24 protein-coding genes are annotated in these 23,637 nt (G+C 34.8%); 11 read left to right on the top strand and 13 right to left on the bottom strand.

Annotated features, from left to right (window positions below):
* The first annotated feature begins 102 nt into the window (after window positions 1–102).
* From SPB_RS02710 to SPB_RS02740, 7 genes are all read left to right on the top strand, one after another.
* Window positions 103–1,107 (top strand): NADP-dependent oxidoreductase, encoded by a 1,005-nt coding sequence (locus SPB_RS02710; RefSeq protein ID WP_003104833.1) that lies wholly within the window; start codon window positions 103–105, stop codon window positions 1,105–1,107.
* A gap of 146 nt (window positions 1,108–1,253) precedes the next feature.
* Complete coding sequence (locus SPB_RS02715) at window positions 1,254–1,676, top strand: cupin domain-containing protein (RefSeq protein WP_003105968.1); 423 nt, start codon at window positions 1,254–1,256, stop codon at window positions 1,674–1,676.
* Between the two features lie 159 nt (window positions 1,677–1,835).
* Window positions 1,836–2,438 carry an NADPH-dependent FMN reductase gene (locus tag SPB_RS02720; RefSeq protein WP_003103016.1) on the top strand — a complete coding sequence of 201 codons (603 nt, stop codon included), beginning with the start codon at window positions 1,836–1,838 and terminating at the stop codon, window positions 2,436–2,438.
* A gap of 15 nt (window positions 2,439–2,453) precedes the next feature.
* Window positions 2,454–4,865 (top strand): flavocytochrome c, encoded by a 2,412-nt coding sequence (locus SPB_RS02725; protein ID WP_003104551.1) that lies wholly within the window; start codon window positions 2,454–2,456, stop codon window positions 4,863–4,865.
* Between the two features lie 157 nt (window positions 4,866–5,022).
* Entirely contained in the window at window positions 5,023–6,243 is a 1,221-nt protein-coding gene (locus SPB_RS02730) for an amidohydrolase (protein ID WP_003105837.1), read from the top strand.
* Complete coding sequence (locus SPB_RS02735; protein ID WP_003105439.1) at window positions 6,243–7,025, top strand: threonine/serine exporter family protein; 783 nt, start codon at window positions 6,243–6,245, stop codon at window positions 7,023–7,025. Before SPB_RS02730 ends, SPB_RS02735 begins: the two co-directional genes overlap by 1 nt.
* Complete coding sequence (locus SPB_RS02740) at window positions 7,016–7,465, top strand: threonine/serine exporter family protein (protein ID WP_003103682.1); 450 nt, start codon at window positions 7,016–7,018, stop codon at window positions 7,463–7,465. Before SPB_RS02735 ends, SPB_RS02740 begins: the two co-directional genes overlap by 10 nt.
* Here SPB_RS02740 and SPB_RS02745 read toward each other — a convergent pair.
* Window positions 7,455–8,720, bottom strand: a complete 1,266-nt coding sequence (locus tag SPB_RS02745) for a peptidoglycan bridge formation glycyltransferase FemA/FemB family protein (protein ID WP_254655062.1) — start codon at window positions 8,718–8,720, stop codon at window positions 7,455–7,457. The genes SPB_RS02740 and SPB_RS02745 overlap by 11 nt on opposite strands.
* A 288-nt stretch (window positions 8,721–9,008) precedes the next feature.
* On the opposite strand from SPB_RS02745, the gene SPB_RS02750 reads away from it, so the two are divergent.
* From SPB_RS02750 to xerS, 3 genes are all read left to right on the top strand, one after another.
* Entirely contained in the window at window positions 9,009–9,227 is a 219-nt protein-coding gene (locus tag SPB_RS02750; protein WP_003102769.1) for a hypothetical protein, read from the top strand.
* Window positions 9,228–9,406: 179 nt separating this feature from the next.
* Window positions 9,407–9,829 (top strand): YcjF family protein, encoded by a 423-nt coding sequence (locus tag SPB_RS02755; protein WP_003102761.1) that lies wholly within the window; start codon window positions 9,407–9,409, stop codon window positions 9,827–9,829.
* A 778-nt stretch (window positions 9,830–10,607) separates the two neighbouring features.
* Window positions 10,608–11,678 (top strand): tyrosine recombinase XerS, encoded by a 1,071-nt coding sequence (gene xerS / locus SPB_RS02760; RefSeq protein ID WP_003104890.1) that lies wholly within the window; start codon window positions 10,608–10,610, stop codon window positions 11,676–11,678.
* Window positions 11,679–11,750: 72 nt separating this feature from the next.
* Here the strand turns inward: xerS and SPB_RS02765 are convergent, their stop codons facing one another.
* The 8 genes from SPB_RS02765 to SPB_RS02800 all read right to left on the bottom strand — a co-directional run bounded on the left by SPB_RS02765 (window position 11,751) and on the right by SPB_RS02800 (window position 18,990).
* Window positions 11,751–12,899, bottom strand: coding sequence for an NADH-dependent flavin oxidoreductase (locus tag SPB_RS02765; protein WP_003104137.1), 1,149 nt, complete (start codon window positions 12,897–12,899; stop codon window positions 11,751–11,753).
* Window positions 12,900–13,010: 111 nt separating this feature from the next.
* Window positions 13,011–13,268, bottom strand: a complete 258-nt coding sequence (locus tag SPB_RS02770; RefSeq protein ID WP_254655063.1) for a ParB N-terminal domain-containing protein — start codon at window positions 13,266–13,268, stop codon at window positions 13,011–13,013.
* Between the two features lie 58 nt (window positions 13,269–13,326).
* The gene (locus tag SPB_RS02775) at window positions 13,327–13,662 is read right to left on the bottom strand and encodes a MazG nucleotide pyrophosphohydrolase domain-containing protein (protein ID WP_003103364.1); all 336 of its coding nucleotides are present in this window, start codon (window positions 13,660–13,662) and stop codon (window positions 13,327–13,329) included.
* Between the two features lie 237 nt (window positions 13,663–13,899).
* Window positions 13,900–14,478 (bottom strand): NUDIX hydrolase, encoded by a 579-nt coding sequence (locus SPB_RS02780; protein WP_003104595.1) that lies wholly within the window; start codon window positions 14,476–14,478, stop codon window positions 13,900–13,902.
* 150 nt (window positions 14,479–14,628) lie between these two features.
* Window positions 14,629–15,576, bottom strand: coding sequence for a sensor histidine kinase (locus tag SPB_RS02785; protein WP_003104955.1), 948 nt, complete (start codon window positions 15,574–15,576; stop codon window positions 14,629–14,631).
* Window positions 15,573–16,238: a response regulator transcription factor gene (locus tag SPB_RS02790; RefSeq protein ID WP_003105928.1), complete on the bottom strand. Its 666-nt coding sequence runs from the start codon at window positions 16,236–16,238 to the stop codon at window positions 15,573–15,575. The genes SPB_RS02785 and SPB_RS02790 overlap by 4 nt, the downstream gene beginning before the upstream one ends.
* A gap of 42 nt (window positions 16,239–16,280) precedes the next feature.
* Window positions 16,281–18,236: an ABC transporter permease gene (locus tag SPB_RS02795; RefSeq protein ID WP_003103250.1), complete on the bottom strand. Its 1,956-nt coding sequence runs from the start codon at window positions 18,234–18,236 to the stop codon at window positions 16,281–16,283.
* A 1-nt stretch (window position 18,237) separates the two neighbouring features.
* Window positions 18,238–18,990 carry an ABC transporter ATP-binding protein gene (locus SPB_RS02800; protein ID WP_003105207.1) on the bottom strand — a complete coding sequence of 251 codons (753 nt, stop codon included), beginning with the start codon at window positions 18,988–18,990 and terminating at the stop codon, window positions 18,238–18,240.
* 176 nt (window positions 18,991–19,166) lie between these two features.
* Here SPB_RS02800 and SPB_RS02805 point away from each other — a divergent pair, with 176 nt between their 5' ends.
* Entirely contained in the window at window positions 19,167–19,649 is a 483-nt protein-coding gene (locus SPB_RS02805; protein WP_003106110.1) for a PASTA domain-containing protein, read from the top strand.
* Between the two features lie 24 nt (window positions 19,650–19,673).
* Here the strand turns inward: SPB_RS02805 and trmFO are convergent, their stop codons facing one another.
* The 4 genes from trmFO to SPB_RS02825 all read right to left on the bottom strand — a co-directional run bounded on the left by trmFO (window position 19,674) and on the right by SPB_RS02825 (window position 23,625).
* Window positions 19,674–21,008: a methylenetetrahydrofolate--tRNA-(uracil(54)-C(5))-methyltransferase (FADH(2)-oxidizing) TrmFO gene (gene trmFO, locus SPB_RS02810; RefSeq protein WP_003102504.1), complete on the bottom strand. Its 1,335-nt coding sequence runs from the start codon at window positions 21,006–21,008 to the stop codon at window positions 19,674–19,676.
* Window positions 21,009–21,144: 136 nt separating this feature from the next.
* Window positions 21,145–21,858, bottom strand: coding sequence for a DUF3307 domain-containing protein (locus SPB_RS02815; RefSeq protein ID WP_003103669.1), 714 nt, complete (start codon window positions 21,856–21,858; stop codon window positions 21,145–21,147).
* Window positions 21,855–22,523, bottom strand: coding sequence for a SatD family protein (locus SPB_RS02820; protein ID WP_003103686.1), 669 nt, complete (start codon window positions 22,521–22,523; stop codon window positions 21,855–21,857). Before SPB_RS02820 ends, SPB_RS02815 begins: the two co-directional genes overlap by 4 nt.
* A 109-nt stretch (window positions 22,524–22,632) precedes the next feature.
* The gene (locus SPB_RS02825; protein ID WP_003102912.1) at window positions 22,633–23,625 is read right to left on the bottom strand and encodes a D-lactate dehydrogenase; all 993 of its coding nucleotides are present in this window, start codon (window positions 23,623–23,625) and stop codon (window positions 22,633–22,635) included.
* Window positions 23,626–23,637: the final 12 nt, after the last annotated feature.

A 23,637-nucleotide genomic window follows, 5' to 3' on the forward strand; every position in this document is an offset into this window, starting at 1 on the left:
TACAAATAATGGTATAATTGCAATAGTTAGTATACTAACTATAAGTCTAATATAATTTTTAATAAAACAAGTTAAAGCTTACACTAATAGGGGAGAGAAACTATGAAAGCAGCACAATTAATATCCTATACAAAGCAAGCTTCCTATTTACAAATTAATACTGTTGAGAAACCGACAATTCGTGATTATGAGGTCTTAGTAAAAGTCGCCTATGCAGGAATAAATCCTGTTGATAATATGATTGCAGAAGGAAAAGTGAAAATTATTTTGCCCTACAAACTTCCAATTATTGCTGGTCAGGAATTATCTGGTGTAGTTGAAGCAGTTGGCGAAAAAGTCAAACAATTTGCAGTTGGTGATAAGGTTTATACTAAAACACCTCTTGATCAAGCAGGTGCTTTCGCTGAATTTATTGCTTTGCCAGAGATTGATTTAGCACTTATTCCTGAGAATTTAACCTTGGAAGAAGCTGCAACTATACCTTTAACTGGCCTTACAGCTATGCAAGCCTTCGAAAAATTACGGGTTGAAAAAGATAAAACAATTTTTATTTCAGGCGCAAGTGGCAGTTTTGGTGCGCTAGCCATTCCCCTAGCTAAAGCAAAGGGTTTAACAGTTATTGCCAGTGGTAATGGTAAAAGTGAAGAACGCTTGAAATCACTTGGCTTGGACTGCTTTATTGACTATAAAAAAGAAGACTATAGTAAAGTGGTCTCCAATGTCGATTATGTTATTGATACCTTAGGTGGAAAAGAGATTGAAAAACAATTTTCGATTTTAAAACGAGGCGGAAAGTTGGTCAGTCTAAAAGGGCTACCTAATCGAGAATTTGCCAAAAGTATGTTGCATTCACCAATTAAACGATTTTTGTTTACATTAACCGGTCTACACTTAAATCGCCAAGCTGCAAAAAATAATCAATCCTATGATTTTATCTTTGTTGGCGCAAATGGAAAGCAATTAAAGGAAATTACTGATATCTATCAAGAAAAGCCCTTCCCAATTTCTCTAGATCAAGTTTATGATTTTGAAGATATTAATTTAGCGCTTGAGAAAGTAAAAAAAGGCTATTCTGTCGGAAAAACACTAGTCAAAATATCCTCTTAAGCTCTCTGATTGGAGAGCTTTTTTCATCTTTAAAAAAACGGTAGATAATAATCTTTTTCTTTGCTTTGTAAACGGTTTTATGTTATTACTATAGTATAGATTAATTAATTAGAATTAGTCTAATTAAGAACAAGGAGGACTTTCTAATGACATTCGATTATAAAGATCATGGCAAAGAAAAATTTATCGTTAACATTGAGGATTATACCAAAGAAAACGAGAATTACCGTACAACAATTTGGACTGGTGAAAAACTTCAGGTTACATTAATGGCTATTGAACCCGGTGACGATATTGGTTTAGAAGTACACATGGGTATCGATCAATTCCTCCGTATCGAAGAAGGTAAAGGTTTATGCCAAATGGGAGATGACGAAGATAATCTTACATTTGAACAAGAAGTTTCAGATGATGATGTAATTTTAGTACCTGCTGATACTTGGCATAATGTAACCAATATTGGTGACAAACCTCTGAAAATTTACTCAATTTATGCAGGTCCTGATCATGTCCCTGGTACAGTACATAAAACGCATGAGGAAGCTAAAAATGATCCTAATGAAGACTAATTTTAGTTATTTAAAAGCGCACTCAACTGAGTGTGCTTTTAAAATTTCTACATTTAGAAAAGGCTTTCACAAAAGAACTTAAACTTTATGAAAATTATTGCAATTTATTAGAATTTGGATTATAGTTAAGATGTAAAAATCTTTGGGAGGAAAATCACAATGAAAATAGTTGCAGTTGTCGGAACTAATTCTGACCGTTCTACCAATCGGAAATTGCTTTATTTTATGAAGGAGCATTTCAAGGATAAAGCAGATATTAGTATTTTGGAAATCAAAGATTTACCAGCTTTTAATGAGCCAGAGGATAAATTGGCACCAACAGCTGTAGCTCAGTACTCTGAAAAAATTAGTCAAGCAGATGCTGTTATTATTGCAACTCCCGAGTATAATCATACTATTCCAGCACCTTTATCTAGTGCCTTAGAATGGATTGCTTATACTAGTCGTGCTTTAATTAATAAACCGACGATGATTGTGGGAGCGTCTTTAGGTTCTTTAGGGTCATCACGCGCGCAAGCTCACTTGCGACAAATCTTAAATGCTCCAGAATTGAAAGCTCGTTTAATGCCAGGGACAGAATTCTTGCTTGGCCATTCTGAACAAGCTTTTGATGCGGAAAACAAGTTGTTGTATCCTGAAAAAGTTACTGAACTTGAAGATGTCTTTGCAGAATTTCTTGAGTTCTCTCAACTGGTCATTCAATTAGTCAATCAATCAGATACTGAACGAAAAAGACAGTTTGCTTGGGAAAAAGTAGAATAGAGAGGTGATATCATTATGAAATTTGTTGGAATTATTGGGACTAATGCAAAAACATCCTATAATCGTCAGTTATTAACTTTCATGAAAAAACATTTTGAGGACCAAGCATCAATTGAATTGCTTGAAATTGATCAAGTCCCGATGTTTAATGAAAGTGATGATCAAACCCATAGTCAAATTATTCAAGATATTACTAAAACAATTGAATCTTCTGATGGAGTTATTATTGCAACCCCAGAACATAATCATTCTATCCCATCCTCTTTAAATAGCTTAATTGAATGGCTATCATTTAATGTTCATCCATTAGCTGGTAAGCCGGTTATGATTGTTGGAGCTTCATATAGTGAGCAAGGCTCTTCACGCGCACAATTACATCTTCGTCAGATTTTAGATGCTCCAGGTGTAAATGCAACTGTTATGCCAGGCAGTGAATTCTTATTAGGTAATGTTCATCAAGCTTTTGATCAAGATGGCAATATTAAGGATAGCAAAACAGTTGATTTCTTAGAATCTTGTTTCTACCGTTTTGCTCGTTTTGCAACCATCGCAAATCAACTTAACCAAGATGAAGAAATATTCTACGAACCGGGTACCTATCAAGTGACAACTGTTGGCCATAATGGTGACCTGCCAATGGCAGTTACTTTCTCACAAGATCGGATTGAAAAAATTGATATTGATTCTTCAGGTGAAACTGGTGGTATAGCTGATGTGGTCTTCACACGTATCCCAAATGAAATCATTGAAGGTCAAACCTTAAATGTTGATTCAGTTTCAGGAGCCTCAGTAACATCTAATGGTGTACTAGATGGTGTATCTAAAGCCATTAAAAAAGCAGGAGCAAACCCAGCGGCACTAAGAAGTCGTGCTAAAGCACCGTCAGCATTAGACCATGAAGATAAAATCTATCAAGCTGATTTGGTTATCGTCGGTGGTGGTGGTGCTGGATTAGCAGCAGCTGCACGAGCCTTGCAAGAGGATAAGAAAGTTATTGTGGTTGAAAAATTCCCATCAGTAGGTGGGAATACCGTTCGTGCAGGTGGGCCTATGAATGCACCTGATCCGGATTGGCAAAAAACTTTTGCAGCCAATCCTGGCGAAGCACATAATCTAGAAGGTTTAATGAATATGGATGATAGTCAAATAGATGCTGAATATTTAGACGATTTCCATGCTTTGAAACTTGAATTGGAAGATTATCTAAAACAACCAACTTATTTATTTGATTCTAAACTGTTGTACCGGATTCAAACTTATATCGGTGGTAAACGTAAAGACTTACAAGGTAATGAAATTCATGGCGACTATAATCTCGTAAAAATCATGACAGAACGTGCTTTAGAGTCTGTTCGTTGGTTAGAGGATGTTGGAGTAGAGTTTGACCACAGTGATGTCACAATGCCAGTTGGTGCACTTTGGCGTCGTGGGCACAAACCATTTATGCCAATGGGGGTTGCTTTCATTTCAGTTCTTAATAAATATGTCCTTGAACATGGTGGAATAATCTTAACAGATAGTCCAGTTAAAGAATTAATTGTTGAGGCAGGTCGAGTAAAGGGCGTAATAGCAAGAGGACGTAATGGTCAAACACTAACAATTAATGCCAATGCTGTTATTCTTGCTTCCGGTGGCTTTGGGGCAAATACCAAGATGTTGCAACAATATAACACCTACTGGACAGAAATTGCTGACGATATCAAGACTTCAAATACACCAGCTGTGACAGGTGATGGTATCCTATTAGGTCAAAGTGTAGATGCTGATTTAGTTGGAATGGGCTTCACCCAAATGATGCCAGTTTCAGATCCAGAAACAGGTGCATTATTCTCAGGTCTACAAGTACCACCAGCTAACTTCATTATGGTCAATACTGAAGGCAAACGTTTTGTTAATGAGTATGGCAGTCGTGACCAGCTCTCACAAGCAGCAATTGATAATGGTGGTTTATTCTACCTCATTGCTGATGATCTGATTAAAGAAACCGCCTATAACACTAGTCAAGAAAAAATAGATGCTCAGGTAAAAGCAGGTACACTTTACAGAGATGATACTATTGAAGGACTAGCTGTTCAACTTGGTATGGAACCATCAGTTCTTGCTGAAACAATTGCTAACTATAACAAATATGCCGATCAAGGATTTGACCCAGAGTTCAATAAGGGTGCCTTTGATTTGAAAGTTGTGAAAGCTCCATTTTATGCAACTCCTCGTAAACCAGCAGTTCACCATACTATGGGTGGTATAAAAATTGATACACAAGCCCATGTTCTTGATACTAAGGGACAAATTATCAATGGTCTCTACGCAGCCGGAGAAGTTGCAGGTGGCTTACATGCCGGTAACCGATTAGGAGGTAACTCACTAACTGATATCTTTACCTTTGGTCGAATTGCGACTGAAACAGCAATCAAAGAACATTGCTAAAAGAGAAATTACTATATAAAAAGGTGAGTATCTTACTCATCTTTTTATGTTTAAAAAAATATAGAAAAGAGATAACGATTTTAAGCCTCGACAACTGAAAATAAGAAATAAATGATATACTAGATATTAAGATTAGACTGGGTAAAGGAGAGTAATAATGGCAATAAAAGAGATATTAGAATCCTTAGAGGAAATCAAAGACTGGCAAGAAGAAACATATAAACATTTGCACAGTCATCCCGAATTATCAATGCAAGAAGTGGAGACTGCCCAATTTATCTTTAAAACACTAGAATCTTATGGTTACCAAACTCAAAAAATTGGTGGCGGAGTAGTTGGTATCTTGGAGAATGGTCAGGGTCCCAAAATCCTCTTTCGCGCTGATATTGATGCCTTACCGGTCAAAGAAGAAAGTGGCTTAGATTATGCATCGACAGTTGTGATGGAAGATTTAGAAGGCAACCAGGTCCCTGTAATGCACGCCTGTGGACATGATATGCATATCACAGCAGGACTAGGAGCAGCTTGGGCACTTGCACAACATCAAGACAAGTGGTCAGGAACTTACATTGCCCTTTTTCAACCAGGTGAAGAAACTGCTCAAGGTGCCAAAGCCATGCTTGCTGATGGACTGCTAGACAAAATTCCCCACCCTGAAATTGCGCTCGCTCAACACGTTTTAACTGAACCAGTAGCTGGACAGGTTGGCACTATGTCTGGACCATTTTTATCCACGGCAGCTTCAATTAAAATTATCATCAAAGGCAAGGGTGCCCATGGCTCAATGCCTCATTTAAGTATAGACCCGATTGTTATTGGTTCAGCAATCGTCTCACGGCTTCAAACAATAGTTGCACGCGAAGTCGATCCCTTTCAATTTGCCGTTGTCAGTGTTGGCGCTTTTCAGTCTGGTTTGAAAGCAAATATTATCCCAGATACGACGACTTTACTGCTCAATGTCCGAGCTTACAGTGATCAAATCAAAGACCAACTGATCAAGGCCATCAAACGTATAGCAGAAGCGGAGTGCCAAGCAGGTGGTTGTCAAGAAAAACCTGACTTTGAAGTCTATGATATCTTCCCTTTGACGGATAATGATGGTAAAATAGCAGAGCAGGTTAGTCAATCCTTTAAAACATATTTAGGGGAAGAACGCACTAATTCTTATCACCAAATGACTGCCTCCGAGGATTTTTCCTATATCCCAAGAGAGCTTGGTATTCCGTATTTTTACTGGGGATTTGGTGGCTTTACAGAGGATCAAACGGTTTATGCCAATCACAATCCAAAGTTTGCACCAGCCATTCAGCCGAGCTTAACAACAGGTACCCAAGCAGCAGTAGTTGCTATCTTAACATATTTAGGTAATGAACATTAATGACAGAGAATTATAACAAGTATATCGTAAAGGTTGCCATGCAAGCAGGCATTGAGATGTTAGAATCCAATGCCGAATGCTACCGCGTTGAAAATACCGTCCAACGGATGCTTCAAGTTAGTGAACAACCAATTACAGAGGTCTTCGCCAATACAACAGGGCTTTTTATCACCTTAGACGGTCCTGACTTAGACGAGCCAATAACACTGATTAAACGAATTACTAAGCGTGATACCAATTTACGGAAGATTCATATCGTTAATCAGATTTCGCGTGATTTGACTTCGAATAAGATTACCTTTGAAGAAGCCTATGCCAAATTAATGCGCATGGATAAGAAGAATTACTCCAAGAATGTAGTCGGCGTATCGACCATCCTTTTAGTGATTTCATTTGCCATCCTGCTTGGTGGTGATATGAATGAAATCCTCCTTTCTGTAATTGCGGCCTTTCTTTTACTTTTTTCCTATAAATTAAAGGACTTCTTAGCTTTAAATGATTTCATTTTCGGAACGGTCGCAACACTCTTAGTAGCAACCATCATTCCTGTCATTATTCATCTCTCGCGAATGCCTAATCCGTCATTTGACATCGTCGTCATTTCTGTTTTGATGCCTCTATTCCCGGGGACAGCCTTTACCAATGGTTTTCGTGATTCTTTCAAAGGAGATTATGGATCAGGGATTACGAAAATTGTTGAAGCGTTGATTATTGCCGTTAGTTTAGGTGTAGGTGTTGCCTTAGGCCTCTTTATTGCGAAAGGAATTATCACATGGGTATGATTTTACAAATAATTGGTGCCTATGTCGCAACAGTGACTTCAGGCGTCCTTCTCGAAACTCCCCGACACGTTGCCTACCAAACTGGATTCATCGGTGCAGCAGGTTACTGGATTTATCTACTCGTCTTACCTCATACACAGATTGGATTAGCAACATTATGTGGCGGCATTGTGATTGCTTTTATGTCGCAAATCGCTGCGCGTATACTTAAGTCACCAGTCACAGTCTTCTATATACCAAGTTATTTTCCTTTAGTTCCTGGAGCAGGGGTTTACCGCATTGCATATTACTATATCCAAGGAAATCCTAGTCTGTCAGGAAAATATTTTATTGAATCAATCTTCGTTTCAGGTGCCATTGCTTTATCAGTATTCTTAGTTGATTCCTTCCTGGAGATCTATAATTTCGTCAAGAAAGAAAAATTACATATTAATCATTAGACTTACTGTTGGTAAGTCTTTTTATTTTTATCCAGACAGCTAGATTACCGACTCTTGTTAATCCTTTAGTGTAGGAACCCCAGTATTGGCAAAGTTGACCACCAAATTGCTTTTTATAATTAAAATTACCTATGCCGTCTTTACTTTTATCCGTTTCAATGGTTCCACCAAAATTGAAGTAGTCAATTCTATGGTCGACTGCATAGGTCAACATTTCGATATTAATCATGGTAGCACCGCCAAAGACAAGATATTCTACTAGATTACCTCCAAAATATGAGAGCAGTTGGTTGCCATGTTCAATGAAGAGATAGGAAGACAGTGGCAAAATATCTGAGTTTATCTGAAAGGAATGAAAATCTTGTAATCGTTTGTGATAACTATTTAATTTTTGTTTGGTGTTTTTGATAGCCACATTCCGCTTTTTAGAGTCTGGTTTTTGCTTTAGCTCTGCAATTCTCTTAGTAAAATCAACAATTTGATCATTTAGGCTTTTTTCGTAAGGTTTGCACTCGAGATAGGCAAACATAAATTTGGCGCGTGAACCAAAATTTGTCTTTAATTGTTGAAAAAACTGTTTATCTGGAATTGAGAAGTTTCTTCGTTTGGCGGTTTTGGCAAGTATTTGATAAAAATGGTATATTTCAGATTCATCTAGTTCTCTTACTTTTACATAGGCTTCCTTACTTTTCTTGATATTTCGTATTAAGACGGGCGAGAATGAGTCCACTAACTCTTTGTAAGAATTGTAGGACCTCAAGTCTTTGATGAAGTTTTGATTATCACCTTCTAAAAGAAAGTCGGTATCATAATAGTTCAAGTAACCCTTATCTAAAAGAAACTTGTTAATGTAAGCATGATTGTTCTGACTGATCACTTGTAGATTTTCATTATTGTGCGTGCGAATTTGATTAGGATGTATCATTAATGAAAGTGCCTTTTTGGTGCGGACATGCTCTTCTATGAGTTTTATAGCTTGCTGATACCGCTGCTCACTATTACCATTTTTAAGAAGAGGACCATGGATTAGAAGAGCCTGCTTAAAGTAGCGCCATTTTTTTGCATAATTTATTACTGCAAGACCGACGACTTCCTCATTTTCGACCAATGCTAGACGTTCACAGAACAAGTAATTATTTCTAGAGACTTGCAACTCATAGATTTCGTTTGATTGTAGAAAATTTGACCATTTAAATTCTTCTTGTAAATTTATAAATATTTCTTTCTTACAGTTTATTAGTTTCATAAATCTCATTATTCCTTTTTTTAGTGTGCAGTAAAAGAAAGCAATAGCAGTAGGTAGTAAGTAATAAATCCACATAACTAGAGCTCATTAGACTATTAAATAATTTAGATTACGTAATCATTTCTCATTGTTACGATTATATTACAACTATATTTCTAATATGTCAATGATGAAATTTAATAATTTTAATTAAATCAACATATAAATTATTACTTACTAGGTTTTTTGACAGCCAAGGTCAAAAAGATTTAAATTTTGTTATAATATATAGACAAAGAAAGTTCGATGAGGAAGATTATGAATTTATTAGATAGATTGAAAAAAGCAAATGATAAAAAAAGTAAAAATAGAGAGATCTATATTGAAAAAAATCGTAATTCTTATTTAGAGGAGTTACAAGAGTTACAAGCTAATATTAATCAACTGAAGGTTGCAAAAAATCCAAGCACGACTCGCTTATCAATCCTTAAAAAAAGAAAAGATCGAGTTGAAAATATTCTAAATCATGATATCTAATACGTAACATGAGGACTAATTATGAACACTGATAATATGGATTTACCTATAAACTTGTCACGTGTTAAAAAAGAAAAACATAGTATAGTAAAATTAATTACATAATTTGTTTATTTATGAACTTTTAAAAAATGCTTTCTTATAGAAATATAGTATAATGCTATTCAGGAGGAGATTATATGACAATTGTACAAAAAGAAACAGCCATGAAGGCTGTGCATACTGCATCCGTAGCTGCTGCCGGAGTGGCTTTAAGCCCAATTCCATTTTCGGATGCCATGTTATTGGTTCCTATTCAAACAATGATGATTACTAATATATTCAAAGCATATGGGCAAAGCACTACACGAGGACTTGTATCTGGGGTTGTTCAAGCTACAACAGCAACAACATTAGGAAGAACTGCAGTTACAAGTATCATCAAATTTGTCCCTGGAATTGGTACTGTAGTTGGCGCCCTTATTGGTTCTGGTGTAGCTGTTGCCATCACAGAATCGATTGGCCAAAAACTAATTAATCAATTTGAAGAACATGGTTCAGTTGATACAGAGAGTTTGAAATCAATTATCAAAACAGTTATTTTAAAGAAAATAAGAAAATAGGATTTTATATCGTGAAACAAAAAGAAGACAAGCCCTTGTCTTCTTTTTGTATTTGAAAAAGGTGGACATTTATTAAAGTTAATCCATAATTTCTAGCCAAGGGAAAAATTTAAATCATTTATATACAAGAGCAATGCTATGGTAGGATATATCTAGAAATTTTTTGTTCATTATTTTTTTAAATCGAAGAACGATATAAATTATCATAATTATATTTATGTAAAATATCAAATAATTTATTTCAATATATACAATAATCATCTTTAGAATTATCGTTATTATTCGGCAATGCTGAGATTGCCATTCTGAGACATTTTCAAGTGATTTCACCTATCAGTGTAAGCACAAACAAGGTAAATATAAATTATGGCAAATTAGCTTAAATAGTAAATCAATAGAAATGAGCTAAACAATTCTAAATGGAATAGGTTCATATCAGAAGCAATTTAAATTTCATTAGTAAAGAGCATCTTAGTTAAAGATAATTGGTGATGCTCAAATCAAATTCAATTTAGGTCAAAGAACAATACGGGAGCTATTCAGCTATTCGAAAAAAATATAAAAGCTAAAAGTGGGTAAGAATTTTCATAAAGTAGATGTTTGCTGATTTGTTCAATAATAATAAGGTATTGGAATAAAAACATTCCCATATATTCCCGATAACATCTTTCCGAAAAACTGTAATTTTCTTGAAAAACATATAAGGTTATGTTATACTTCTATTATAGACAATATAGAAAAAGGCCTTATGAAAAAAGGCAAATTAAGGTAAATATTAATGAGACGTGAATTACTTTTAAAAAAAATTGAAGACTATAAATCAATTATGCCTTGGTATGTTTTAGATTATTATCAATCTAAATTGTCAGTGCCTTATAGTTTTACAACCTTATATGAATATCTTAAGGAATATAAACGTTTCTTTGAATGGTTAATTGATGCTGACATCTCAAATGTTACTAAAATTGCTGATATTGATTTATCTACTTTGGAACATTTGACTAAGAAAGATATGGAGGCTTTTGTTCTTTATTTACGTGAACGTCCTTCTCTTAATACATACTCAACTAAGTCTGGTGTCTCACAAACGACCATTAACAGAACTTTGTCTGCCTTATCCAGTCTCTACAAGTATTTGACTGAGGAGGTTGAAAATGACCAAGGGGAACCTTATTTCTACAGAAATGTCATGAAAAAGGTCTCTACTAAGAAAAAAAAAGAAACTTTAGCCTCACGGGCTGAAAATATTAAGCAAAAACTCTTCTTAGGTGACGAAACCATGGAATTTCTGGAGTATGTTGATAATGAGTACGAAAATTTACTGTCAAATCGAGCTAAATCATCTTTCCGAAAAAATAAGGAACGTGATCTTGCTATTATTGCGCTTCTTCTTGCTTCTGGCGTTCGACTCTCAGAAGCTGTCAACCTTGATGTAAAAGACTTGAATCTAAAAATGATGGTCATCGAGGTAACGCGTAAGGGTGGAAAACGTGATTCTGTCAACGTTGCTGGCTTTGCCAAACCATATATCGAGAATTATTTAGCCATTCGCAAGAACCGGTACAAGGCGGAAAAACAAGATCTTGCTTTCTTTCTAACTGAGTATCGCGGTGTTCCTAATCGAATTGATGCCTCTTCTATAGAAAAAATGGTTGCTAAGTACTCACAAGATTTCAAAATCCGGGTTACGCCCCATAAATTACGCCATACACTGGCTACCAGACTTTATGATGCAACCAAGTCTCAGGTCTTAGTTAGTCACCAATTAGGCCATGCCTCTACACAGGTTACTGACCTTTATACCCATATCGTCAATGACGAACAAAAAAATGCCTTGGATAAATTATAACATAATTATATTTATGTAAACTACTCTAATGTTTTAAAAGTGAACTGTCAATAGTTCACTTTTTTTCTGGCTTTATTTGATACTTTCACCATTAGGTAATGGTGGTAAGCTTGTTCCTTCAGGTGCTGTATAGACATTTTTTAATCCTTGTGTCCAGGATACTTTTTTCAATTGTTCAGGACTTATCTCATGGATAATGGTATTACCTCTGCCCTCTGAGATTTTTTTACCAAACTCTGGATCGACTAAGGTACCACGTCCTACTGCTACTAAATCAGTATAGTTTTCAATGGCATTTTGAGCACCTTTTTCATCAAACACGCCACCGACTAAAATTAATTTTGTCTGATCATCTAGGATTTCTTTATAATACTCACCAAAACTTTTTTCTCCACCAGTTGGTACTGTTGCGTAGCCATTCCAAAGGGAAAGGTGAATGTAGTCTATTTCGCGTTTAATAACTTCTTTAATTAATTCGAGTCCTTCCAGATATGTATAGCCTACTGTTTCGCCATGGATTTCTTCAGGGCTGAATCGATAACCAAGTATAAAGTTTTCGGGTGCTGATTCGGCAATGACACGTTTCACTTCATCAACTACAGCTAGTGGAAAAGCCATTCTTTTTTCTAGGCTACCGCCCCATTTGTCTTCTCGCTGATTTGAAATTGCTGAAAAGAACTGTTGTAATCCATAATGGTTAGCACCATGAATCTCAACCCCATCAAAGCCAGCTGTAATGGCACGTTTTGTTGCACGACCAAAATCTTTAATGATTTCTTCAATTTCTTCATTAGTCATTTCCCGAACAGGATAATCTAAAAAGTCAAAATCGATTGCTGATGGTGCTAAGACTTCCTTGCCTTTTGCAGCTCGTCCCATGGCTTCACGTCCACCATGATGGATTTGTAAGATTGCTTTATTGCCGTCTTTCTTTAGAGCCTTAGCAATATTTGTGATTGACTCTAGGTGGTCATCGTCATAGATTCCTAATTGTTCTGGTACACCAGCTTTTGTACAAGGTCCACCATTTTCGGAAACATAATGAAATTCAACAATCATCATGCCTGCAGCTTGAGATCTTGCATTATAGTATTTTAGTGTGTCTTCAGAAGCGAAACCACCTTCTAAACCTGAAAAAGTTAGCATTGGCGGCATGACAATACGATTAGTAACACTTGCTCCATGTCTGAAAGTTACTTTATCTGTTAATTTATTAGTCATAAGAAACTCCTTTGTAATTTTCTTTCATTTTAACATATTGGACAAAGTCACGCTAATAAAAAAAGCAATCCTATTGGATTACTTTTTAAAATAATCAGTGCAATAATCAATCTATTTGCTTTGATAATCTGCATGGGATAAAACTGACATATCACTAATTGATTCTATCTGCCGGCTTTTTGCTTCTTGAACAAAATCGAAAATATAAGCATCGGCTTGGTTCTCATAGACTTTTACTGTTGAAATTCCCTTGTCAAGGGCAACTTTTAAGCGACTGTGTCCATCTAAAGATATATAGCGACCCTGACTGTCTTTAATAACTGGAACAATGACATCATTAGATGTATTGATAAATGAGGCTACAGCCAAATATTTATTCGGGAATCTTGATATGTGTTTTGTCTTGAAACTTCTATATTATAAGTCATTATTTTGTTTTTTCTTTTTGAATATAGTTAATTAAATTCTCAGTTCTTCCATATTTTAATGAAGCACTTTTATCTTTTTCAAGAATTACTGACTCTAAATCAATATTATTAATGGATGCAATTGCAAAAGCATAATGTATTATATCAGCTAATTCCTGAGATAGAGCTTCGTCGATATTTATGTCTGCTTGTTTTCTACCTTCTTTAATATTGAGAACTTGAGCTACTTCTCCAACTTCTTCAACTAGTTTCATAAAAAGACCTTGGTCACCCTGATGACTTTTATAAATGTTTTTCATATAATCTTGATAAGTAATTATTGCTAATTTATTCAATTTCAAGTTCTCCTTATTTGACTTCAATTTCTTTACGACCGACCTCTTCTCCTGCCTTACTAAAGAGTATTGAGGCATTTACATAATTTTGTATAGCTTTATTTGTTTTTCATGAAGATTTGTAAATATCACCTATGCCCATTTTTTGAGCTTTTTCAACAATTACTTGGGCTGTTACATATCTAAAACTGCTGACCAACACTCTTAAAGACTGTGATGTCATTTTCCGATTGTCGGTCATGGATTTGTCCTATCTTTTGGCAGTTCTAACATTTCTGGTGTATAGGCACCGATACCATTAACGTGTGCTCCATATTGACCAAGCATGTCAAAACAGAGTTGAATTTTCCCTAGATGATATGGAATAAAACTTCCTTCTGTCATCATCTTGAAAATTTCTTGACGACTTGCCCATTTGGCATCTTGTACTTCTTCTTCTTGTAAGGTTAAACTATTCAGATTTACATCTGCAATGACTAGAAAGGTGTCATCAAATCCTTGATCAAAATTGATTGTAAACTGTGGACGGATTTGCGAGAGGTCTATGCAGATACCTAATTCTTCCAGAGTTTCTCTCATGACGGCTTGCTGAGGTGTTTCACCTGCTAAGGCACTGCCACCGACGGAGATATCCCACATGTTTGGAAAGCCTTCTTTATCCTTTTGTCGTTGTTGTATTAAGAGTTCACCATTAGTATTAAAGATACAAAGATGGACAACTAAGTGGAGGTCGCCTTCTTTAAAATTACTGCCACGTTCCATTGTACGACCAGTTTTATTGCGGTAGATATCATAGATATCCCAAATTTCTGCCATTATTAATCTCCTATCACAAGTTATACGCCTCATTAATTAAAAAGGGTAATTGCCTATCTATTTCTTTTCTAGTGTGCAGTCTGAAATTGTTATGATAACAATTTTTTGAAACATGCTCAACTTTTGTTAAGATTGGCTGCTATCTTCTACTTACCTCTTTAACCTTGTGATTTTAACTTGTGTACCTTGTTCAACTTCACTAGTAATAGAAATCTCTAACTCAAGGTTGTTGAGTACTTTTTTTGTCATATAAAGCCCAAGACCAGAGGCTTTTTGATGTTCATGACCATTAAAACCAGTGAAACCATCATCAAAAATACGATTGATATCCGAATCTAGTATTCCGATACCTGTATCTGATATTTCAATACTATCATCTCTTAGTTCAATTTTTATGTTGCCACCATGTTTGGAATACTTAATGGCATTGTCAATAATTTGTTCTAAAGCAAAACTGAGCCATTTTCTATCAGTCTTAAGTTTACATCGACCAGATACACTAATACTAATATCTTTAGATATACAAACATAAGCATAACTTTTGATGATTTGTTTGATTAGATCTGCTACTTGGACCTGTTCAAAAATGTAATCATCATTATAATCAGAAAACTTCAAATAGGTTAATAATTGTTTCAGGTAATTTTCCATTTTAAATAGCTGAATCTTACCTTCTACCTTATCATAAGCCTTGGTTTGTTCCATTAGTGAAAGAACAGAAAGCGGAATCTTCATTTGATGGACCCACATTTTTATCATTTGGTTTAAGTTTTCTTTTTGTTTGATCAGCTCTTGTTGACTAAAATCACTTTGACTTAAGATTTTTTGAATAACATTCAAGTAGGCAAGTTCACTGGGAGATTGTAAATCATTTAACTCGTTTACATAAATAAAATCTTGTAAGATTTCTATTTTCCTTTTGAATTTCAAATAACTGGGAACTGTATATAGCAATAGAACCCCTAATGAAACCCATCCAGCAGTAATAAAATAATCGAGTGGTAAATGGACCAAATAAAAAACAAGAAAATTTAGAAATAGTAAGAGAAAATATAAGATATACCAAGATTTGTACTCTTTAATAAATAATCTAATCATTTCAGTACGTAACCTACTCCTCTCACCGTATGAATGTTATCCATCCCAAGCTCACCGACGCGTTTGCGAAGTCTGGTCATATTGACATTCAAGGTGTTTTGATCAATGAACTGATCATTCTCCCATAAGTTAGTCAAAATTTCTTCCTTGGTTACTACTTGTCCTTGCTTTGAGAATAGCAGAGCTAAAATTTTGTGTTCTGTCGGAGACAAGGCAATTTGTTCCTCACCCTTAACCAAATTGCCATCAAACATGAGGGTGAAATCTTGAAAGGTCAAGTCTGATTTGGTAAATTGTTGCGCTCTTCTTAAGAAGGCAGAAATTTTTGCATCTAAAATAGTTAGTGAAAAGGGTTTACTGATAAAATCATCTCCACCCATATTTAGAGCCATTACAGCATCCATTTCATCTGAGGAGCTAGATATAAAAATTATTGGAACTGTCAGCTCTTTTCTGATTTCAGTTGTCCAATAAAATCCATTATAATAGGGAAGGGTAATATCCATCAAGATTAAGTCTGGGGCAAAGTCTGTGACTTCACGTTTAATATCTCTAAAATTTAGGACGCTTGCTACTAGATAATTTGGGGATAAATGTTGCGTTAGCATATTCTTTATTGTCGAGTCATCCTCAATGATAAAAATTTTTTGATGTATTTTCATATGACTATTTTAACAAAAAAGAGGCGAAAAATCGCCATCTTTCTATCTTTCTATAATTTTATAATAAGTTCGGCTAGTAATACTATAAATGATAAAGTATATCGCAATGATAATAGCTATTGTCGATGCACAAACAGTATAGATAAGGCTTGTATTAGTAACTCCAAAGAGTAATAACATCTGTTTAATCATCACTAGGGCAACACTAAAGTGGATGATTGACATTATTATTGGCATGAAAAAGACAAGGAGAATTTGAGAGTTAATTGTCTTTTTAACTTGTTTTTGACTCATTCCAACTTCTTGTAAGATTTTATAACTCTTTTTGTCTTGGTGGCCTTCAGTATACTGTTTATAGTAAATTATTAAGGCAGCACCCATTATAAAGGTAAGTCCCAAAAGAAATCCTGTGAATAGAAATCCACCAAACAGAGTATATGATTCATCTTTAAATCTATTTTTTTGATCGACATGAGCAATAAATTCTTTTGTGTTACTGATGTTTCCACTCTTATCTAGAATTTGATTTAATTGTTTCTGATTAAGCTCAGCATAGACTTTATAGTTAGGTCTGATCTTATATTTTTGTTCAGTATTTACAAGTTCTACTATTTGGTTAAAAACTGTCTGATCCTTGACGATTATTAGTGATGGGTAATAGGTATTCGTAACATCTGGATAGACTACTTTTTTAAAATTTTTAACTACCTGATAAGTTTTTCCAAGGACAGATATTGACTTAAGTTGACTATCACCTTTTTGTGTAAAATAAGCAACTTGGTTTTTACTAAGTTTTGGTGCTTTATTTCCAAATTTTTCAAATTCTTTAGAATGTATTAAGTAGGTATAACTAGTTTTAGTTGGGATAGGTTGATTTAAATCCTTAGCAGTGACTTGAAGTTTACTACCTTTAGCTCCTGGAAATGCTAACATAGTGCTAGTTGATTCAATGTAATCTGTTTGACTTAATTGTAGTGGTTTTAAAACAAAATCATTCAATTGCTTTTTGGCTACTGTCTCATTTTCTGAAACAAATTCAATTGAAGTGTTTTTGGGAAACAATTTGTCGATTGCATCTTCTGTATTAGTATACAGAGCTGTTGTTGTTGCAATAGCAACAAATGCCATACAAGCTAAAAGTGTAATATTTGCTAGACCAAGAGCATTTTGCTTCATTCTAAAAATTAATTGGGACGTTGAAATAAAGTGCTCAGGCTTGTAATAATATCGTTTATTAGCTTTTTTTCTTTTTAGATACCAAGAAACAAATGAAATATAAAAGAGATAGGTTCCGATAATTACAAAGACAACAGCAATAAAGAACCGATATAAGACTGCTAAGGCTGCTATTTTTTCAGAACTTAGGGAAAGGTAATAACCAATTCCGATTGATAGGATGGCTAAAAAAGCAAATAAGATATTTCCTTTTGGCTCTAATTCTCCATGTTGATGATCCTGAAAAAGTAAAAGGGGAGATGTTTTTTTAATTTTTAAGAGTCCTACGAGTTCTAATATGACAAAGAATCCTAGGAATAGGAAACTTGTAATGATATATCCTTTACTATTAAACGGTAAGGATAATTGATTCATGTGAGATAAATTTACAAAAATTAAATAAAATAATTTTGAAAATATAAAAGAGAATAGACTTCCGAGAATAATTGTCAAGCCAAAGATTATCAGCAATTCAATACTTGATACAAGTCCAATTTGGCTTTTATTCATACCTAATATATTATATAGTCCAAATTCACGGTTTCTTTGCTTTAAATAAAAATTATAGCTATATATCTCCATTATCAATGTAAAGATATTAAGGATCACCATCGCCATTGTTAATAGGATGTTACCATAGGACATATTAGTTGTAATGGGACTAAATAAAATAATTGAAACGATACAACTCAGCACAAATAAAACAGTACTGGCTAATAAAAAAGGGGCTACAACTTCTTTTGATTTTTTTAAATTATTCCATGCTAATTTTAGGTAGAACATGCTATTCACCCCCCAATAAACCTGTCATTGCAAGTGAAATTGATTTACTAAATTCACTATTAGATTTATTTCCTCGGTACATTTGATGGAAAATACGACCATCTTTGATAAATAAGACGCGTTTTGCATGACTTGCTGCATTTGAAGAGTGAGTCACCATGAGAATGGTTTGACCATCCATATTTATCTCTTCAAATAGATCTAATAAATCCTCAGAATTTCGATAATCTAAGGCAGCTGTCGGCTCATCTGCTAATAATATCTGTGGTTGGGTAATTAAACTTCTGGCTATTGCTACTCTTTGTTTTTGTCCACCAGATATTTCAAAAGGACGTTTATTTACCAAGTTATTAATATGTAGTTTCCTTGCAATTTGGGATAATCGTTTTTCCATTTCATGATACGATTTCCTGTCAAGTACTAATGGTAAAAAGATATTATCCTTGATAGACAAGGTATCTAGTAAATTAAAATCTTGAAATACAAAACCCAGATTTTTAAGGCGGAAATGTGCTAACTGGCTTTCTTTAATTTTTGTAATATCTTCACGATTTAATAAAACCGTACCATTTGTTGGTTTTTCTAGGGTGGCTAAAATGTTTAAGAGAGTTGTTTTACCTGAACCAGATTCTCCCATGATTGCAATGAACTCACCATTATCCACTTTAAAGTCTATATCTTGTAAGGCATGTGTAACTTCCTTTGAGAATCGTGTTCGATAGGTCTTTTGTAAATGATTAATTTCTAATAACATGTGCTAATCTCCTATTTCTATTATAACCTTTTTTATACTCTTAATTATAAACATTATCTTGCCTGTTAAACTTACAAGAGCAAGTCCAAAACTTACAATTCTGTAAGTTTTATTTTCATTATTAGACAAGCATTTTGTTATAATATACTTATCAATCCTTAGATAGGGGAAAAGACATGGTAAAAAAAAGACGACTTACGAATTCACTAGGTACATTAGGTAAAGTTATTTCATTTATTCCTGACACAACTGAATTAATTGGAAAAGGAATGGAAAATACACGACCAATTGTTGAAAAATATATGGATCAACGTCATCAACGCCAAGAAAATTTAAGACGTTTGGATGATGTTGTTAATATTTCTTTAGATGATGCCAAGGCACATATTGAAAAGCAAGGGTTTATTGTTGCTACTATTCCGGCTCGTCCAGATAAGCATTATGCAGATTGTAAGCTCAATGAAGTTATCACAATGTCACCTAAAAGTGGTAAATATCCTCAAGGGTCATTAGTAAAACTCTACTTTGCTGATTTAAATATGCTAGAAAAAAGTCAAGAATTAAGAGATAAAGATACCCTTCGTTCAGTTGAATTCAATCAAAAGGTTGCTGATGCAATTGAGAACGTTAAACATATCAAATTTCCATTTAATAAGTAAATAAAAAGAACCCTAGGGTTCTTTTTATTTACTTAAAAATGGTTCTAGGTCTGTTAAAGCGCGTTTAGCGAAAGCTTCATACCGTTCTTTTTTATCTCTAATTCGTTTGCCTTCAAGTTCCTTAATAATACCGAAGTTAACATTCATAGGTTGGAAATGCTTACTATCTGCATGTGTGACATAATAAGGTAAGCTACCAATTGCAGTAGTTGATGGGAAAACAACTTTCTCTTCACCTTTGAATAGACGAGCTGCATTAATTCCTGCTACTAAACCAGAGGCTGCAGACTCAACATAACCCTCAACACCTGTCATTTGACCAGCAAAGAAAAGATTTTGATTAGCGCGTGATTGGAATGTTTCCTCAAGTAAATTTGGAGAATCCATGTAGGAATTACGATGCATCACACCATACCTTACAAATTCAGCATTTTCTAAACCAGGAATCATTTGGAAAACTCGTTTTTGCTCTCCCCATTTTAAATGCGTTTGGAAACCAACCATGTTATAAAGACTTCCAGCAGCATTATCTTGACGTAATTGAACAACTGCATAAGGCGTCTTAAATTCGCCGTCACGAGGTCCAGAGTAATCTTCCGGGTATTCTAATCCAACAGGCTTCATTGGCCCGTAGAGCATTGTTTTAATCCCACGTTTGGCCATAACTTCGATTGGCATACATGCTTCGAAATATTTTTCTTTTTCAAAAGAATTAAGCGGTGCTTCCTCTGCTGTCGTGAGAGCCTCATGAAATGCCATGAACTCCTCTTTAGTCATTGGACAGTTCAGATAAGCAGCTTCTCCTTTATCATAACGAGACTTGAGATAAACCTTGTTCATGTCAATCGTTGACTTATCGATGATTGGAGCTGCCGCATCATAAAAGTAGAATCCATCACCACCGTTTAAAGCATGAATTTTTTCGGCTAAAGCATCTGAAGTCAAAGGACCAGTTGCAATAACGGTAATGGCATCATTTGGAATCTCCGTAATTTCACCGCGGATAACCTCAATCAAAGGATTATTTTCTAATTCCGTAGTCACAGATTCCGCATAACCTTCGCGGTCAACAGCCATTGCACCACCAGCAGGCACACGATGTTTCTCGCCAGCACGCATAATGATTGAATCCAAACGACGCATTTCTTCCTTCAAAAGTCCGACAGCATTTGTTAAACTATCACCACGAAATGAATTAGAACAAACTAATTCAGCAAAATTTGAAGTCTTATGCTGAGGTGTTGATTTAACACCACGCATTTCATAAAGTTTGACAGGAATACCACGCTTAGCAATTTGATAAGCAGCTTCCGAGCCAGCTAAACCGGCTCCAATAATATTAATATAAGATTGAGACAATAGACCAATACCTCTTTAGAGTAAAAATACTCCACAAATCTTTCTAAAATTTTTAATTGCTATATTATAGCAAATTTATAACTAAAACTAAAAAAAACTTTCTCTCTTTTACATAACTATATCTATGTAATTTGTTCTAAAAAAAACAAATCCAAGCTGCTACAAAAACAGATAAAATACTAAATAAAGAACCAATTAAATAATACTCAGCAAAAACAGGATCCTTGGAAATTTTATCATAACGAGCAATAGATTTGGCAGTAAAAACAAGTCCTACTGACGCAAACTGGCCCAAGACAATACAAATTCCAATGACAATTCTTTCCAAATTACCAATCATGGCACCTGCACCACTAATCGTATCAAGTTTAGCTTGCGTCCGTGGCTGAAAACGCTCAAAAAAGATTTTGAATGCAATATTACTTGGCTTGGTGATTAAAACCATAAATAAGATGACTTTGAGATAAGAATTCTCTAAAAATGCAGGAACTTGTCCCTTCCAAAGTAGGAAAACGAAACCTAAGATACATATTATATGGAGGATTTGGTCAATGGCAAAGCTTTTAATCTGTGTTAGTTTCAATAATTTGGCTAAGTAAGTTTTGCTGAAATCAATAACTGCATGGCTCAGCCATACGAGTAGGCTAATGTCGACAGTTGACGGAATCATGATAGAAATAATTACAAGTGGCAAAGCAACGCCTAGAAGATGTTTTATTAAATAGTTCATTTCTGAGTTCTTTTTATCTGATGTTTCTTGACTCTGCAATTGAAAATCAGATAAAAAATGAGCTATTAAATACATAATTATTAGTGGGTTGTCTGTTAAAAATGTCGATAATCCAGTCATTTAGTTTCCTCCTCAAGCCCTTGCTGGTAGAGGTCGCATGCCGTCAATCTTGTTCTAAAATAGACTTTTATGCTGCTAGATTTTAGACGTTTTGAGAGAGCACTTGGGTCCAGTTTCATTTCTTTTGCTAATAGTGCTTGATTAAAGTCCTCAGCATAAATATTTTCTGATAACATGGTTTCAAAAACTTCCTGCTGACTTGTCACCCAATTGTTTTTGATAGCTTCTCCTGCTGCTAGCAGACTATTAATGACCTTACTTGTTAGTTTATTATCAGATTGAAAGGCTAAATGGTTTTGGCCATAATCATTTTTTTCATGAATGTAATTAATGGCTTGTCTAGCATTCCAATATGCAGGTCCATCAGCACCAATGCTTACGTCTGGATTTATGTCTGTTAAAATTTGTCCTAAGCCAATCCCAAAACGAATCTGATATGGTTTCATAAGCAAAATAATATCATCAATTACTTGAAAAATATTGACTTGGGTGGAGAGAAGCCCCTGAAATTCATCACCTAATGTTAGTGAAAATTTTGAAACTATTTCTTCTTTATACTTTTCATTAATGGCTTGAAGACAGGCTTTAAAATTGTTTTGGACGTCATAACGATTTTCCAGTGACTTTGAATCAATCACATCACCTATTACTGCTAGATAGTTCATTATCTTCTCCTTCACTATGTCTATTATAGCAGACATTATGAAAAATGTCCGTTATAATAGACATTTTATAAAAAGTCCGTTATAACGGACTTTTCCTTGTAAAAATTAATTAATTGACACGCGTGTCAGCTGTTCCAGTTTCTATAACTTGAACAGCTGCATTTAGACCACCCTCAACTAAGTTTTTAACAGCTTCATCTGTATAATAGGCAGCATGAGGTGTATAAATAACTTTATCATGAGTTATCAATTGTTTAAAGAGGGCATCAGTGATTTCTTGATTTTCGAAATTCTTAGGAATGTATGGACCTTCGAATTCATATGTATCAATTCCAGCACCGGCTAAGAGACCATTATCTAAAGCATCTAGTAAATCTTGTGTTTCAACTAGAGCACCACGTGCCATATTTAGTAAGATAGCATCTTTTTTGAATTTACTAAACATATCTTTATTGAAGATATGAATATTTACAGCTGTAGGTGGCATATGGAGTGAAACCACATCAGCGTCTTTAATTGCTTCTTCGACAGATGACTTATATTCCAAAATTTCTTGTGCAGCAGGGCTATGATAAATATCAAATCCAACGACCTTACATCCGAAGCCTTTGAAAATTTTGGCTGTCGCTAGGCCGATTCTTCCAGTGCCAATAATAGCGACGGTCATATCGCCTAAAAGGCGGCCACGAACAGGAAGGCTCCATGTGAAGTTTTGTTTTTTAACGTTTTCGAGGATTAATTCAACTTTACGGATTAAGTTCAAGGCAATAGTAACTGTAAATTCAGCAATTGACTCCGGTGAGTAACTTGGTACATTACTGACAATAATATCATTAGCTTTTGCTAAATCTAAGTTGTACATATCAACACCTGCACTACGTTGTGCAATTTGTTTAATGCCAAGCTCTTTTAAGATTGGGTAAACTGCATCGTCCAATGGACCAATTTGTGCATTAACAACACCATCAAAACCAGCAGCATTTTTAGCTGTTTCAGGAGTTAATGGGCCTTCTTCTAAAGATACTTCGATTTGATTATTTTTTGCCCATTGTTCAGCAAGTACGGCTTCTTCACCGCGGACATTATAACATTTTAATTTCATCTATTTCTCCTC

Source organism: Streptococcus parauberis NCFD 2020, assembly GCF_000187935.1.
In the GTDB taxonomy this organism is placed as follows: Bacteria; Bacillota; Bacilli; order Lactobacillales; family Streptococcaceae; genus Streptococcus; species Streptococcus parauberis.